Annotated in this window: 12 protein-coding genes; 10 read left to right on the top strand and 2 right to left on the bottom strand. The window is 71.2% G+C overall.

What is annotated here, in order from left to right; all coding sequences use genetic code 11:
* Positions 1-28: 28 nt before the first annotated feature.
* The 8 genes from QF027_RS09300 to QF027_RS09265 all read left to right on the top strand — a co-directional run bounded on the left by QF027_RS09300 (position 29) and on the right by QF027_RS09265 (position 8,676).
* A complete protein-coding gene (locus QF027_RS09300; RefSeq protein WP_306984290.1) occupies positions 29-1,135 on the top strand; it encodes a quinone-dependent dihydroorotate dehydrogenase in 1,107 nt (368 codons plus the stop codon).
* Positions 1,132-1,971: an orotidine-5'-phosphate decarboxylase gene (gene pyrF, locus QF027_RS09295; RefSeq protein ID WP_306984292.1), complete on the top strand. Its 840-nt coding sequence runs from the start codon at positions 1,132-1,134 to the stop codon at positions 1,969-1,971. The genes QF027_RS09300 and pyrF overlap by 4 nt, the downstream gene beginning before the upstream one ends.
* 324 nt (positions 1,972-2,295) lie before the next feature.
* Positions 2,296-2,619 (top strand): integration host factor, encoded by a 324-nt coding sequence (locus QF027_RS09290; RefSeq protein ID WP_003977346.1) that lies wholly within the window; start codon positions 2,296-2,298, stop codon positions 2,617-2,619.
* A 59-nt stretch (positions 2,620-2,678) separates the two neighbouring features.
* Complete coding sequence (gene gmk / locus QF027_RS09285) at positions 2,679-3,236, top strand: guanylate kinase (protein ID WP_057614149.1); 558 nt, start codon at positions 2,679-2,681, stop codon at positions 3,234-3,236.
* A 65-nt stretch (positions 3,237-3,301) separates the two neighbouring features.
* Positions 3,302-3,574, top strand: coding sequence for a DNA-directed RNA polymerase subunit omega (rpoZ, locus tag QF027_RS09280; protein ID WP_003988945.1), 273 nt, complete (start codon positions 3,302-3,304; stop codon positions 3,572-3,574).
* A 116-nt stretch (positions 3,575-3,690) separates the two neighbouring features.
* On the top strand, positions 3,691-4,893 hold the full coding sequence (coaBC, locus tag QF027_RS09275) for a bifunctional phosphopantothenoylcysteine decarboxylase/phosphopantothenate--cysteine ligase CoaBC (RefSeq protein ID WP_307073909.1): 1,203 nt from the start codon (positions 3,691-3,693) through the stop codon (positions 4,891-4,893).
* 240 nt (positions 4,894-5,133) lie between these two features.
* Complete coding sequence (gene metK, locus QF027_RS09270; RefSeq protein ID WP_306984297.1) at positions 5,134-6,342, top strand: methionine adenosyltransferase; 1,209 nt, start codon at positions 5,134-5,136, stop codon at positions 6,340-6,342.
* 174 nt (positions 6,343-6,516) lie between these two features.
* The gene (locus QF027_RS09265; protein ID WP_306984299.1) at positions 6,517-8,676 is read left to right on the top strand and encodes a primosomal protein N'; all 2,160 of its coding nucleotides are present in this window, start codon (positions 6,517-6,519) and stop codon (positions 8,674-8,676) included.
* Positions 8,677-8,897: 221 nt separating this feature from the next.
* Here the strand turns inward: QF027_RS09265 and QF027_RS09260 are convergent, their stop codons facing one another.
* On the bottom strand, positions 8,898-9,449 hold the full coding sequence (locus tag QF027_RS09260; protein ID WP_306984300.1) for a hypothetical protein: 552 nt from the start codon (positions 9,447-9,449) through the stop codon (positions 8,898-8,900).
* Between the two features lie 281 nt (positions 9,450-9,730).
* Between QF027_RS09260 and fmt the strand changes: the two genes are divergently transcribed.
* The gene (fmt, locus tag QF027_RS09255; RefSeq protein ID WP_307073907.1) at positions 9,731-10,663 is read left to right on the top strand and encodes a methionyl-tRNA formyltransferase; all 933 of its coding nucleotides are present in this window, start codon (positions 9,731-9,733) and stop codon (positions 10,661-10,663) included.
* Between the two features lie 658 nt (positions 10,664-11,321).
* Positions 11,322-12,740, top strand: a complete 1,419-nt coding sequence (locus tag QF027_RS09250; RefSeq protein ID WP_306984304.1) for an RsmB/NOP family class I SAM-dependent RNA methyltransferase — start codon at positions 11,322-11,324, stop codon at positions 12,738-12,740.
* 1 nt (position 12,741) lies between these two features.
* Here the strand turns inward: QF027_RS09250 and QF027_RS09245 are convergent, their stop codons facing one another.
* Positions 12,742-14,898: an MMPL family transporter gene (locus QF027_RS09245; protein WP_307073904.1), complete on the bottom strand. Its 2,157-nt coding sequence runs from the start codon at positions 14,896-14,898 to the stop codon at positions 12,742-12,744.
* Positions 14,899-14,976 lie beyond the last annotated feature (78 nt).

Below are 14,976 nucleotides of genomic sequence, written 5' to 3'. Positions count from 1 at the left end.
ACGGTGTCCCCCTCTTGGTGAGGACACCATGTACAAGATCTTTTTCAACCTCGTCTTCAAACGCCTGGACCCCGAGAAGGCCCATCACCTGGCTTTCCGGTGGATCCGCCTGGCTGCCCGTCTTCCCGTGCTGCGCACGTTCGTCGCGGCCGCTCTCGCACCCCGCTACAAGGAGCTGCGCACCGAGGCCTTCGGGCTGCGCATGCACGGCCCCTTCGGACTCGCCGCCGGCTTCGACAAGAACGCGGTCGCGATCGACGGCATGACGATGCTGGGCTTCGATCACGTCGAGATCGGCACGGTGACCGGGGAGGCCCAGCCCGGTAACCCCAGGAAGCGGCTGTTCCGCCTGGTCCAGGACCGCGCGCTCATCAACCGCATGGGCTTCAACAACGAGGGCTCGCTGGCCGTGGCGGCCCGCCTGGCCTCCCGCGAGCCGGTTTTCAAGACCGTTGTGGGCGTCAACATCGGCAAGACCAAGGCCGTCCCGGAGACCGAGGCGATCGGCGACTACGTGAAGTCGGCGGAGCGGCTGGCGCCGTACGCCGACTACCTGGTCGTGAACGTGTCGTCGCCCAACACGCCCGGCCTGCGCAACCTCCAGGCGGTCGACCATCTGCGTCCGCTCCTGACCGCCGTCCGCGAGGCCGCCGACCGCAGGGTGGCCTCCCGTCGCGTCCCGCTCCTGGTGAAGATCGCGCCCGACCTCGCCGACGAGGACGTCGACGCGGTCGCCGACCTGGCCGTCGAGCTAGGCCTGGACGGCATCATCGCCACCAACACGACCATCGCGCGCGAGGGACTCGGACTGACATCCGGACCCGCCCTGGTGAAGGAGTCGGGCGGCCTCTCCGGAGCACCCCTCAAGGAACGCTCCCTGGAGGTCCTGAGGCGCCTGTACGCGCGCGTGGGCGACCGGATCACCCTGGTGGGCGTCGGTGGCGTCCAGGACGCCGAGGACGCCTGGCAGCGCATCCTGGCGGGTGCCACGCTGGTCCAGGGCTACAGCGCGTTCATCTACGAGGGTCCCTTCTGGGCCCGCGCCATCCACAAGGGGCTCGCCGCGCGCCTGCGCACGAGCCCGTACGCCACCCTCGCCGACGCGGTCGGCGCAGACGTGAGGAAGACGGCATGACCGAGCCCTTCGGCGCACGCCTGCGCCGAGCCATGGACGAGCGCGGCCCGCTGTGCGTGGGGATCGACCCGCACGCCTCACTGCTCACCGAGTGGGGCCTGAACGACGACGTGGCCGGTCTGGAGCGGTTCAGCCGCACGGTCGTGGAGGCGCTGTCCGACCGGGTCGCCGTGTTCAAGCCCCAGAGCGCGTTCTTCGAGCGCTTCGGCTCGCGCGGTGTCGCCGTACTGGAGAAGACCGTCCATGAGGCCCGCGCGGCCGGCGCACTGGTCCTCATGGACGCCAAGCGCGGTGACATCGGCTCGACCATGGCCGCGTACGCCGAGGCCTTCCTGCGCAAGGACTCCCCGCTGTTCTCGGACGCGCTGACCGTGTCGCCGTACCTCGGCTACGGCTCGCTCTCGCCGGCCATCGTGCTGGCGCGCGAGAGCGGCGCGGGGCTGTTCGTGCTCGCGCTGACGTCCAACCCGGAGGGCGGCGAGGTCCAGCACGCCGTCCGCGCGGACGGCCGGAACGTCGGCGCGACCATGCTGGCCCATCTGGCCGCCGAGAACACGGGGGAGGAGCCCCTGGGGTCCTTCGGTGCCGTCGTCGGGGCAACGCTCGGCGATCTGTCGTCGTACGACCTGGACATCAACGGTCCGCTCCTCGCGCCCGGCGTCGGGGCCCAGGGGGCCACTCCGGCCGATCTTCCCGGGGTCTTCGGAGCGGCGATCCGCAATGTCGTCCCGAACGTCAGCCGGGGCCTGCTGCGGCACGGTCCCGACGTCGGTGCGCTGCGCGCGTCCGCTGATCGGTTCGCGGACGAGATCAGGTCCGCGTTGCCGACGGGGTGAGGCGTCCGTCGAGGACCGGATGAGGCGTGCGCGACGGTCGTCGCGGATGTTCGGCACCCCCGTTCGAGTCCTCCGACGCGTGGCTCGAGGCCCGCTTGAGTCTGAATACATCCTCAAATCCGGGGCAATATGTCAGGAATGTCCGACCTGACGGAGGCTGACCAGGACTTTTCCGCTGTTCTCGCTGACTCTGGCGGACTTGCCCGCTAGTCTCCGACGCAGAGTGAACGGGCAAGCGTGTTGCTCGTGGCTCCCCAGGTGTGGGGCGACTAGGTTCCTCACCGGTCCGTATCCGACAAGTTCGACATCCGAGGTGACGTAGGCGTGGCTCTTCCGCCCCTTACCCCTGAACAGCGCGCAGCCGCGCTCGAAAAGGCCGCCGCGGCTCGCCGGGAGCGGGCCGAGGTCAAGAATCGACTCAAGCACTCCGGCGCCTCCCTTCACGAGGTCATCAAGCAGGGCCAGGAGAACGACGTCATCGGCAAGATGAAGGTCTCCGCCCTGCTCGAGTCCCTGCCGGGCGTGGGCAAGGTCCGCGCCAAGCAGATCATGGAGCGACTCGGCATCTCCGAGAGCCGTCGTGTACGCGGCCTCGGCTCCAACCAGATCGCTTCGCTGGAGCGTGAGTTCGGCAGCACCGGTTCCTGAACCGGGTCACTCCGGGAAGGGAGTCCCGGGCACTCCGGGATTGCTGGAATAATCGCTGCATGAGTGAACGTCCGCGGCTGACCGTGCTCTCCGGCCCCTCAGGGGTCGGCAAGAGCACGGTCGTCGCCCATATGCGCAAGGAACACCCCGAGGTCTGGCTCTCGGTGTCGGCGACGACCCGTAAGCCCCGCCCCGGCGAGAAGCACGGCGTCCAGTACTTCTTCGTCACCGACGAGGAAATGGACAAGCTGATCGCCAACGGTGAGCTGCTGGAGTGGGCGGAATTCGCCGGCAACCGTTACGGCACGCCGCGTGCGGCCGTGCTGGAGCGGCTGGAGGCGGGTGAGCCCGTCCTGCTGGAGATCGACCTCCAGGGTGCCCGACAGGTCCGTGAGTCCATGACGGACGCCCAGTTGGTGTTCCTGGCTCCTCCCTCCTGGGAGGAGCTCGTGCGCAGACTCACCGGACGTGGCACCGAGCCGCCCGAAGTGATCGAACGCCGCCTGGAGGCGGCGAAGGTCGAACTGGCGGCTGAACCCGAGTTCGATGTGACCTTGGTCAACACCTCCGTCGAGGACGTGGCGCGCGAGCTGCTAGCCTTGATGGATGTGGTGTGATCTCGCCTGCTCATCGAGGCTTGATCAATCGCACTGAATCTTTCCCATCCATCGGAAGGTAGAGCGTGTCCTCTTCCATCTCCGCGCCCGAGGGCATCATCAACCCGCCGATCGACGAGCTCCTCGAGGCCACGGACTCGAAGTACAGCCTCGTGATCTACGCGGCCAAGCGGGCCCGCCAGATCAACGCGTACTACTCGCAGCTCGGTGAGGGCCTGCTTGAGTACGTCGGTCCGCTGGTGGACACCCATGTCCACGAGAAGCCGCTCTCGATCGCCCTGCGCGAGATCAACGCGGGTCTGCTGACGTCCGAGGCCGTCGAGGGCCCGGCGCAGTAGTAGTACTTTCAGCTTTTCGCTGACTTATCCACAGGCCCGGCAGCGCGACTGTCGGGCCTGTGGTGTGTGATGGACCCGTACGTCGCAGTCGTACGTTGCCGAGCCGGGGAGAGACGGTGGACAAGCCGAAGGTCGTGCTGGGGGTCAGTGGCGGCATCGCCGCGTACAAGGCCTGTGAGCTGCTCAGAAGGCTCACGGAGTCCGGTCACGACGTCCGCGTCGTCCCCACCGCCTCCGCACTGCACTTCGTGGGCGCCGCCACCTGGTCCGCCCTGTCCGGCAAGCCGGTCTCGACCGAGGTCTGGGACGACGTCCACGAGGTCCCGCACGTCCGTATCGGGCAGCACGCCGACCTGGTGGTCGTGGCCCCGGCTACCGCGGACACCCTCGCCAAGGCGGCGCACGGCCTGGCGGACGACCTCCTCACCAACACCCTCCTGACGGCCCGCTGCCCGGTCGTCTTCGCGCCCGCCATGCACACCGAGATGTGGGAGCACCCGGCCACCCAGGAGAACGTGCAGACACTGCGCCGACGCGGTGCGATCGTGATCGAGCCGGCCGTCGGCCGGCTGACCGGCGTCGACACCGGCAAGGGCCGGCTGCCGGAACCCGCCGAGATCTTCGAGGTCTGTCGCCGGGTGCTGGCCCGGGGCGTCACCGAGCCCGACCTCAAGGGCCGGCACGTGGTCGTGAGTGCCGGCGGCACCCGCGAGCCGCTCGACCCCGTCCGGTTCCTCGGCAACCGCTCCTCCGGCAAGCAGGGCTACGCCCTCGCCCGCACCGCGGCCGCGCGCGGTGCCCGGGTCACCCTGGTCGCGGCGAACACCGGTATGCCGGACCCGGCGGGCGTGGATGTCGTCCCCGTGGAGACGGCCGTGCAGCTGCGCGAGGCGGTCCTGAAGGCGGCGGCCGACGCCGACGCGGTCGTCATGGCGGCGGCGGTCGCGGACTTCCGCCCGCAGACCTACGCGGCCGGAAAGATCAAGAAGAAGGTCGGTCAGGACCCCGAGCCGGTCGTCCTGGTGCGGAATCCGGACATCCTCGCCGAGATCTCGGCCGAACGTGCCCGCCCCGGCCAGGTGATAGTCGGCTTCGCCGCCGAGACCGACGACGTCCTGGCCAACGGTCGTACGAAACTGCGCCGCAAGGGCTGCGACCTCCTCGTCGTCAACGAGGTGGGGGAGCGCAAGACCTTCGGGTCGGAGGAGAACGAGGCGGTGGTACTGGGCGCCGACGGCAGCGAGACCCCGGTACCGCACGGCCCGAAGGAGTTCCTGGCCGAAACCGTGTGGGATCTGGTGGCACAGCGCCTCACGTGAATGTTTCATTCGCTTCTCGGTCCCCTCAAACCTCTGCCACAGAGGCGTGGCGCCCCTGGCCAAGCCCGCTCGTCATTGGGCACAATGCCCGTGCCGCAGGTCACAGCACTCCCGAGAGGCGAGACGGGGGAGCCGGTGGCCGAGCACGACCGATAAACTGTTCTCGGACGATGTCGGGCGCAGCCCCCGAGCCCGTCCGCCAATGATCAGCCAGCAGCCGCTGCAACCCCAGGGAGCGTTGTGTCCCGTCGTCTGTTCACCTCGGAGTCCGTGACCGAGGGCCACCCCGACAAGATCGCTGACCAGATCAGTGACACCATCCTCGACGCGCTCCTCAAGGAGGACCCGACGTCCCGGGTCGCGGTCGAGACCCTGATCACGACCGGCCTGGTGCATGTCGCCGGTGAGGTCACCACCAAGACCTACGCGCCGATCGCCCAGCTGGTGCGCGACAAGATCCTGGAGATCGGTTACGACTCCTCGAAGAAGGGCTTCGACGGCGCCTCCTGCGGTGTCTCGGTGTCGATCGGCGCGCAGTCCCCGGACATCGCGCAGGGCGTCGACACGGCGTACGAGAACCGGGTCGAGGGCGACGAGGACGAGCTCGACCGCCAGGGTGCGGGCGACCAGGGTCTGATGTTCGGTTACGCGACGGACGAGACCCCCACCCTGATGCCGCTGCCGATCTTCCTGGCGCACCGCCTGGCGAAGCGCCTCTCCGAGGTCCGCAAGAACGGCACCATCCCCTACCTGCGCCCCGACGGCAAGACGCAGGTCACCATCGAGTACGACGGCGACAAGGCCGTCCGTCTCGACACGGTCGTCGTCTCCTCGCAGCACGCGTCCGACATCGACCTGGACTCCCTGCTCGCTCCGGACATCCGCGAGTTCGTCGTCGAGCCGGAGCTCAAGGCGCTCCTGGACGACGGCATCAAGCTGGACACGGAGAACTACCGCCTCCTGGTCAACCCCACCGGCCGCTTCGAGATCGGCGGCCCGATGGGTGACGCCGGCCTGACCGGCCGCAAGATCATCATCGACACGTACGGCGGCATGGCCCGCCACGGCGGCGGCGCCTTCTCCGGCAAGGACCCGTCCAAGGTCGACCGCTCGGCCGCGTACGCCATGCGCTGGGTCGCCAAGAACGTCGTCGCCGCGGGTCTCGCCTCCCGCTGCGAGGTCCAGGTCGCCTACGCCATCGGCAAGGCCGAGCCCGTGGGCCTGTTCGTGGAGACCTTCGGCACCGCGAAGATCGACACCGAGAAGATCGAGAAGGCCATCGACGAGGTCTTCGACCTCCGCCCGGCCGCCATCATCCGCGATCTGGACCTGCTGCGCCCGATCTACTCCCTGACGGCGGCGTACGGCCACTTCGGCCGCGAGCTGCCCGAGTTCACGTGGGAGAAGACGGACCGCGTGGAGGAGCTGCGGAAGGCCGCGGGCCTGTAAGTCCTTGAAGTAAGCCCCTGCGGTTTGCCGCGAGGCCCGGTGCCCCCTTGGGGCGCCGGGCCTCGGCGCGTCAGCGGCCGGACGAGCGCCGGCTCGCGCTGGACGGGCCCGGAGAGGGGCACCTGCGGGTTCGGGCGGCGTCAGTTGTCGGTGGGGTTTGGTAAGAATGCAAGCGTGAGCAGCGAGAACGGGTCCGTGGACGGTGGCGCCGATGGAGCGCGGCCCGAGCAGCTTGCCCTGATTCGGGAGAGTGTGCGCAAGGCCAAGGTGCCGCGGGCCAAGCCGCGGACCTGGCGGGGGGCCGCGCTGGCCAGGGAGCTGCCGGTCGCGCGGGTGCTGGTGGACAAGGGGGTACTGCATCTTGACCGGTACTTCGACTACGCCGTGCCCGAGGAGCTCGACGCGGATGCGCAGCCGGGGGTGCGGGTGCGGGTACGGTTCGGGGCCGGGCGTGGGCGGGTCCGGGAAGGGCGGCGTGAGGGCGGGGGGCTGATCGACGGGTTCCTGGTCGAGCGGCTTGCCGAGTCGGACTACTCCGGGCCGCTGGCGGCGCTCGCTCAGGTCGTCTCGCCGGAGCCGGTGCTCAGTGAGGAGCTTCTGGGGCTCGCTCGGGCCGTAGCCGACCGGTATGCGGGGAGTCTGGCGGATGTGTTGCAGCTCGCCGTCCCGCCGCGTAGCGCTCGGGCCGAGCAGCGGCCTTCGCCCGAGCCGTTGCCGCCGCCCGCGGCGCCCGAGGTGGGGTCCTGGGGGCGGTACGAGCGGGGGGACGCGTTTCTGGAGTCGCTGGCCTCGGGGGGTGCACCGCGCGCGGTGTGGAACGCCCTGCCCGGGCCGGAGTGGAGTGAGGAGCTGGCGCGGGCCGTGGCCGCGACCTTGGCCTCGGGGCGGGGGGCGCTGGTCGTCGTGCCGGACGGGCGGGCCGTCGCGCGGGTCGACGCCGCGCTGACCTCGGTACTGGGGGAGGGGCGGCATGCGGTCCTGACCGCCGACGCCGGGCCTGAGAAGCGGTATCGGGAGTGGCTGGCCGTGCGGCGGGGGGCCGTGCGGGCGGTTGTCGGGACGCGAGCCGCCATGTTCGCCCCGGTGCGGGATCTGGGGCTCGTCGCTCTCTGGGACGACGGCGACGACAGCCACAGCGAGCCGCACGCCCCGCAGCCGCATGCGCGTGAGGTGCTGCTGTTGCGGGCGGCACAGGACAAGTGCGGCTTCCTGCTGGGGAGTTGGAGCTGCACGGTGGAGGCCGCGCAGCTTGTGGAGAGCGGGTGGGCGCGGCCGCTCGTCGCCTCGCGGGAGCAGGTGCGGGCCGTCGCTCCGCTGGTGCGGACGGTGGGGGACCAGGATCTCGCGCGGGACGAGGCGGCTCGGGCGGCCCGGCTGCCGACGCTCGCCTGGCAGGCCGTCAGGGAGGGGTTGCGGCACGGACCGGTGCTCGTGCAGGTGCCGCGGCGGGGGTATGTGCCGCGGATGGCCTGCGCCAACTGCAGGGCGCCCGCGCGGTGTCGGCACTGTGCCGGGCCGTTGGAGGGGCAGGAATCCGGGGCGGCGCTGCGGTGCGGGTGGTGTGGGCGCGAGGAGGCGGCCTGGCACTGCCCGGAGTGCGGGGGCTTCCGGCTCCGGGCGCAGGTGGTGGGGGCACGGCGTACCGCGGAGGAGTTGGGGCGGGCGTTCCCGGCTGTTCCGGTGCGGACGTCCGGGCGTGAACATGTGCTGGACACCGTGCCGGGGGCGCCGGCGCTGGTGGTGAGCACGCCGGGGGCGGAGCCCGTCGCCGAGGGCGGGTATGCCGCCGCGCTGTTGCTGGACGGGTGGGCCATGCTCGGGCGGCCGGATCTGCGGGCCGGGGAGGATGCGCTACGGCGGTGGATCGGGGCGTCGGCGCTGGTGCGGGCGCAGGAGGCCGGGGGCACGGTGGTGGTGGTTGCCGAGCCCACGCTGCGGCCTGTGCAGGCGCTGGTGCGGTGGGACCCCGTGGGGCATGCGGTCCGGGAGTTGGCGGAGCGGGCCGAGTTGGGCTTTCCGCCGGTGTCGCGGATGGCCGCGGTGTCCGGGACGGGGGAGGCGCTTGCCGAGTTTCTGGCGGCCGTGGAACTGCCCCGTGAGGCTGAGTTGTTGGGGCCTGTGCCGTTGCCGGTGACGGTGGCGGGGGGGCCTCGGAGGGTGGGGGCGCCTCCGGTCGGGGAGCGGTGGGAGCGGGTGCTTGTGCGGGTGCCGCCGGGAAGGGGCGCGGCGTTGGCGTCTTCACTCAAGTCGGCGCAGGCTACGCGGATGGCTCGGGGCGGCAGTGGTGGTGAGGGGGCGGTTTGGGTGCGGATTGATCCGCCTGACATCGGGTGACGGTCGGGGAGCGGGCGCGAGAGACGGGCCGGACGATCTGGACGCGGGGGCGGGGGGCCCACGCGATCGTGTGGTCGCAGCCGGTCGCCACCGGTTCCGATGCAGCCGTAAGGCCGCGGCGATCTGCGGTGGCCGCGGGACGCGCGTGGGTCGGGGCTGTGTGAGGACATGCGTCTGCCCTCCCGGTCGTGGGGTGGGAGGGCAGAGAGGGGGGAAGTGGGTCAGCCGTTGCGCGGACCGGGGAAGGCGTTGGGGCGAGCCTCGTCGCGGAGGGTGGGGCTGCCCGCGGTGGGCTGGGTCGGCATGGAGCGGGCCGCGGGAACGGTCGGAACCGCAGGCACCGTGGGGATGCCGGTGTTGACACTGACCGTGCGGGCTCCCGACGGCTCCGTGGCCCGCTCGGCGTCGGCTGTCGCCTGGGCCGCGGCGCGGCGGGCGCCGTAACGACGGTGGACCGCCTGCTTGGTGACGCCGAGGGCGGAGCCCACCGCGTCCCACGAGAAGCCGAGCGAGCGGTCGAAGTCGACCGCGGCCGTCACCAGGGTCTCGACACTGTCCCGCAGTTCCTGCGCGAGACGGACCGTGGGGGCTGGGGCGCGTCCGTAGACGACGAAGCCCGTGGAGGGGCCGGAGCGGCGCGGGCGGTAGACGTTGCCCAACTGGGCGGTCAGGGTGCGCAGTGCGTCCACCTGCCGGCGGACCCGCTCGATGTCCCGCACCAGCAAGTGCAGGCTGGCCCGAGCCTGGGCGTCGTGGGTTGCGTGGTCGGCCATGAACAAGCCTCTCGAACCGGCGTTGAAAAGGACGGGGCCGCGATCGCGGCCCGTTGTGGTCAACTCTTTCTTGACCAACGCGTTTACGCTCCGCTGGTCACGCATTGGGGGCGTACCGGCATATGCGTGCGCCGGGGGTGAGGGGTTCGCGCCTTGGCCCGGACCACGGGCCCCGCCCGTGGGTCCCTCTCCGGCCGTGCGGCTGTCGAAGCTCGCCATAGACTTGTGTGTTGCTCGCCGTCACCCGTCCGAGTCACCCGTCCGAGAGGCCCTGCCCACCCATGAAGCTCGTCTTCGCCGGTACCCCCGAGGTCGCCGTTCCCGCTCTGGACGCTCTCATCGCCTCCGGGCGGCATGAGGTCGCCGCCGTCGTCACACGGCCGGACGCGCTGGCCGGGCGGGGGCGCAGGCTGGTCGCGAGCCCGGTCGCTGAGCGGGCCGAGGAGGCGGGGATCGAGGTGCTGAAGCCCGTCAAGCCGCGGGATCCGGAGTTCCTCGAGCGGCTTCGTGAGATCGCCCCGGACTGCTGCCCCGTGGTCGCCTACGGCGCCCTTCTGCCCCGAGTCGCCCTCGACATCCCCGCCCACGGCTGGGTCAACCTGCACTTCTCGCTGCTGCCTGCCTGGCGTGGGGCCGCTCCTGTGCAGCACTCCATCATGGCGGGGGACGAGATCACGGGCGCTTCGACCTTCCTCATCGAGGAGGGGCTCGACTCCGGGCCCGTCTACGGCACCGTCACCGAGGAGATCCGGCACACCGACACGAGTGGTGACCTGCTGACCCGGCTCGCCTTCGCCGGTGCCGGCCTGCTCGCCGCGACCATGGACGGCATCGCCGACGGCACGCTGAAGGCGGTACCGCAGCCGTCGGAAGGCATCACCGTCGCCCCGAAGATCACCGTCGAGGACGCGCGGGTCGACTGGGCCGCGCCTGCCCTGCGGGTGGACCGGGTCGTGCGGGGGTGTCACCCCTCGCCCGGTGCCTGGACGACCTTCCGCGGCGAGCGGCTCAAGCTCATCCAGGTCCAGCCGGTTCCCGACCGGACGGATCTCGCCCCCGGCGCCCTCTCCGTCGGCAAGAACAGCGTCCACGTCGGCACCGGGTCGTACGGCGTCGAGTTGCTGTGGGTGCAGGCACAGGGGAAGAAGCCGATGAAGGCCGCGGACTGGGCGCGGGGCGTCAGGATCTCGGACGGGGAGACCGTCGGCGGGTGACGCCTCGGTGACGGCGTGGGCGGGTTGCTGATCGTGGCCGGTCAGCCTGTTGGTCGTCAACGGCGAGCCGCAGAGCGCCGTTCTCCGGCACGGGCCGGTGGCGCCGGACCAGGCTGCCGACGCTGGTCCGGACGGCGAGCGTGAGGGCGGGAAGCCGGAAGGCGCGCCACGGGTCGGGTCGCGTCGGTCGTCGGAGTGCCGGGGGCCGGGTTCCCGTCGTGCGGCGGTGGTCGGTGGGTCGGGGGCGGTGGTCGCGTCGGCGGTCTGGGTCCTTGGGGTGCCTGTGTCTTTGTCAGGTCGTGTGGGCAGGAGGCAGGAGTCGCGGTCGGCGGCGTCCGTCGTCGGAGTACCGGGGGCCGGGTTCCCGTCGTGCGGCGGTGGTCGGTGGGTCGGGTGGGTGGTTGCGTCGGCGGTCGGCGGCCTGGGTCCTTGGGGTGCCTGTGTCTTTGTCGGGTCGTGTGGGCAGGAGGCGGGAGTCGCGGTTGGCGGCGTCGGTCGTCGAGGCTCCGTCGCGGCGGTGGTCGGTGGGATCGGGCGCGAGCCCGGCTCCGGCATGTGACGCCTTGCCTCGGCATCACCCGGCCCTCGAAGGGTGACGTCGCTCCCGCGGACGTACGCTTGGGGCGTCACCAGACCTTGAATCCGGAGCACCTTTTTCGTGAGCGACCAGCCCCGTCGGCCCCACAAAACCGGCAAGCCCTACCGTCGGCCCCAGAAGGACCCCGTCCGCATCCTCGCCTTCGAGGCGCTGCGGGCCGTGGACGAGCGGGACGCGTACGCCAACCTCGTCCTGCCGCCGCTGTTGCGGAAGGCGCGGGAGAAGGGCGGCTTCGAGGCGCGGGACGCGGCGCTCGCCACCGAGCTCGTGTACGGGACACTGCGCCGGCAGGGGACGTACGACGCGATCATCGCCGAGTGTGTCGACCGGCCGCTCCGCGAGGTCGATCCGCCGGTGCTCGACGTGCTGAGCCTCGGGGCGCATCAGCTGCTCGGGACGCGCATCCCGACGCACGCCGCCGTGTCCGCCTCCGTCGAGCTCGCGCGCGTCGTACTCGGGGACGGACGCGCCAAGTTCGTCAACGCCGTGCTGCGGAAGGTCGCGCAGGACGACCTCGACGGGTGGATCGCCAAGGTGGCGCCGCCCTACGAGGACGATCCCGAGGACCATCTCGCCGTCGTCCACTCCCACCCCCGCTGGGTCGTCTCCGCGCTGTGGGACTCCCTCGGCGGCGGGCGGGCCGGCATCGAGCGGCTGCTGGAAGCCGACAACGAGCGGCCCGAGGTGACCCTCGTCGCCCGGCCGGGGCGGTCCACCGCCGAGGAACTGCTCCGCGAGGAGTCCGCCGTGGCAGGGCGTTGGTCGCCGTATGCCGTACGGCTGTCCGAGGGCGGTGAGCCCGGTGCCGTCGACGCCGTACGGGAAGGCCGGGCCGGGGTGCAGGACGAGGGGAGTCAGCTCGTCGCGCTGGCCCTCGCGAACGCGCCTGTCGAGGGCCGGGACGAGAAGTGGCTCGACGGGTGTGCGGGTCCCGGTGGCAAGGCCGCGCTGCTCGCCGCACTGGCCGCCGAGCGTGGGGCCATGCTGCTCGCCTCCGAGAAGCAGCCGCACCGGGCCGGGCTCGTCGCCAAGGCGCTCGCCGGGAATCCCGGGCCGTACCAGGTCATCGCCGCGGACGGGACCCGGCCGCCGTGGCAGCCGGGGAGTTTCGACCGGGTGCTGATGGATGTGCCGTGCACGGGGCTCGGGGCCTTGCGGCGGCGGCCGGAGGCTCGGTGGCGGCGGCGGCCCGAGGATCTGGAGGGGTTCGGGCCGTTGCAGCGGGGGTTGTTGAGCACGGCGCTGGACTCCGTCAGGGTCGGCGGGGTTGTCGGGTACGCCACGTGTTCGCCCCACCTTGCGGAGACCCGGGCGGTGGTGGAGGACGTGCTCAAGCAGTGGCCGTCCGCCGAGCTTGTCGATGCGAGGTCGTTGTTCCCCGGTGTGCCGGAGCTGGGGGAGGGCCCGGACGTTCAGTTGTGGCCGCATGTGCACGGGACCGATGCGATGTATCTGGCGGTCATCCGTAGGACGGGGTGATCTAGTCGCGTGTCGGCGGCGCCGTTGTGGCCGGTCGCTGGGTTCCCCGCGTGCCCGGGTCGGCCGGCTCCTCCTTGGCCATGCTGTGCGGCCACCACACCTTTGCTCCCACGTCCAGGAACAACGACGTCACCAGCACCGACCGCACGATGAAGGTGTCCAGCAGGACACCCAGCGCCACCGTGAAGCCGATCTCCGCGAAGGCGACCATCGGGAGGGTGCCGAGAGCGGCGAAGGTGCCGGCCAGGACCAGACCGGCGGAGGTGATGACGGCGCCGGTCGCGGCCAGACCCGTGATCACTCCCGCGCGGGTGCCTCCGTGGGCCGCCTCCTCGCGGATGCGGGTGGTCAGGAAGATGTTGTAGTCGATGCCGAGGGCCACCAGGAAGACGAAGACGAACAGCGGGAAGTCCGTGGACTCGCCCGCGTAGTCGAACACGTGGCGGAAGGCCAGGGCGCTGAGGCCCAGGGCCGCCGCGAAGGACAGGATCACCGTCCCGATCAGCAGCAGCGGGGCGATCAGGGCGCGCAGCAGGGCGCACAGGATCAGCAGGACGACCGCGAGCACCAGTGGGATGATCAGGATGTTGTCGTGCGTGGTCGCCTTGTCCATGTCCAGCAGGGCGGCCGTACCGCCGCCGACCTGGGCGTCGGCTTCCGGGACCGCGTGGACGGCGTCCCGGACCCGTTCCACCGTCTGTTTCGCGGCCTCGCTGTCGGCCGGGGCGGTCATCGTCGCCTCGAAGAGGACCTTGCCTTCGTGGGACGGTTTCGTGCCCGGTGGCAGGCCGAGGGACGTGGGCACGACTCCCCGCGTTCCCGCGACCGCCTCGCCGACCTGTCGTGCCTGGGCCTGGTTGCTGACGACGACCAGGGGATCGCCGCTGCCCGCCGGGAAGTATGCCGCGGACACCTCCTGGCCGACGATCGAGTCCGGTTTCCCGGTGAACGCGTCGGCGTTGCTGATGCCTTCGGCACGCAGCTGGATCAGGCCGAGCGAGCAGATCACGAGGGCCGCGGCCGTGGCGCTCCAGACCATCCGGGGGCGGAGGGCCATACGTCGTCCGGCGCGGGCCCAGAGGCCGGTCTCGATGCGGTCGGGGGCGCCGAAGTGCGGGATGGCCGGCCAGAAGATCCAGCGTCCGAAGATCACCAGCAGGGCCGGGAACAGGGTCGTCATCGCCAGCAGGGCGACCGCGACACCGATCGCGGCGACCGGGCCGAGGCCGCGGGTCGAGTTCATCTCGGCGGTCAGCAGGACCAGCATGCTCAGGACGACGGTCGCGCCGGAGGCGAGCACGGCCGGGCCCGCGCGGTGCAGGGCGCGGACCATCGCCTCGTGGCGGTCCTCGAGGTGGTGCAGTTCCTCCCGGTAGCGGGCGACCAGCAACAGGGCATAGTCGGTCCCCGCGCCGAAGACGAGCACGGTCAGAATGCCCGCGCTCTGGCCGTTGACCGTCAGTCCCGCGTGCGCGGCGAGCAGGTAGATGAAGGCCTGCGCGGTGAACAGCGCGGCGACCACGGAGAGCAGCGGGACCAGGAGCAGGGTGGGGCTGCGGAAGGTGATGAGCAGCATGACGATGACGACGGCCATCGCCGACAGCAGCAGAGTCGAGTCGATGCCCTCGAAGGCCTCGGAGAAGTCCGCGGACGTGCCGCCGGGGCCGGTGATGTGCACGGCGAGGCCGTCGCCGCCCTTGCCCACGACGTCACGGATGGAGTCGACGGCGGGCGAGATCTCCTCCCAGCCCTTCTCGTCCATGGTGATCGGGACGAGGATCTGGGCCGCGCGCGGGTCGCTTCGCCGGTCGTAGATCGGGCCCCGGGTCTCCGAGCCGCGGACGCCGTGTGCCGTGAGCTGCTTGATCTCGGCCGTGTCCTTGGCGATCGCGGCGCGCTCCTGCGGCGTGAGACCGCTCTCGCGCGCGTAGACGACGACCGCGGGGATCTGTTCCGGCCTGAAGTCCTCGGAGAGCTGGAGGACCTGGGTCGACTCCGCGGAGCCGGGCAGCCAGGAGGCCGCGTCGTTGTCCTGGGCGTCGGTGAGCTTGGAGGCCAGGGGCGCCGTCAGGAACAGCACCGCCAACCACAGCGCCAGCACGACCCACTTGGCACGCCGTCCGCAGACGAAGTGCGCGATGCCCCGATTCCCGGTCATGGCCACCCCCGGCGCCACCAGTCGAGCCGATCAGCCGCCCAGCATGGCACGCACAGGCCGTCCACAACATCCGATGAA

It is taken from the genome of Streptomyces canus (assembly GCF_030816965.1).
GTDB lineage: Bacteria > Actinomycetota > Actinomycetes > Streptomycetales > Streptomycetaceae > Streptomyces > Streptomyces canus_E.
Note: the sequence above shows the minus strand (reverse complement) of the source record. Positions and strands in the feature narration are given on the sequence as shown.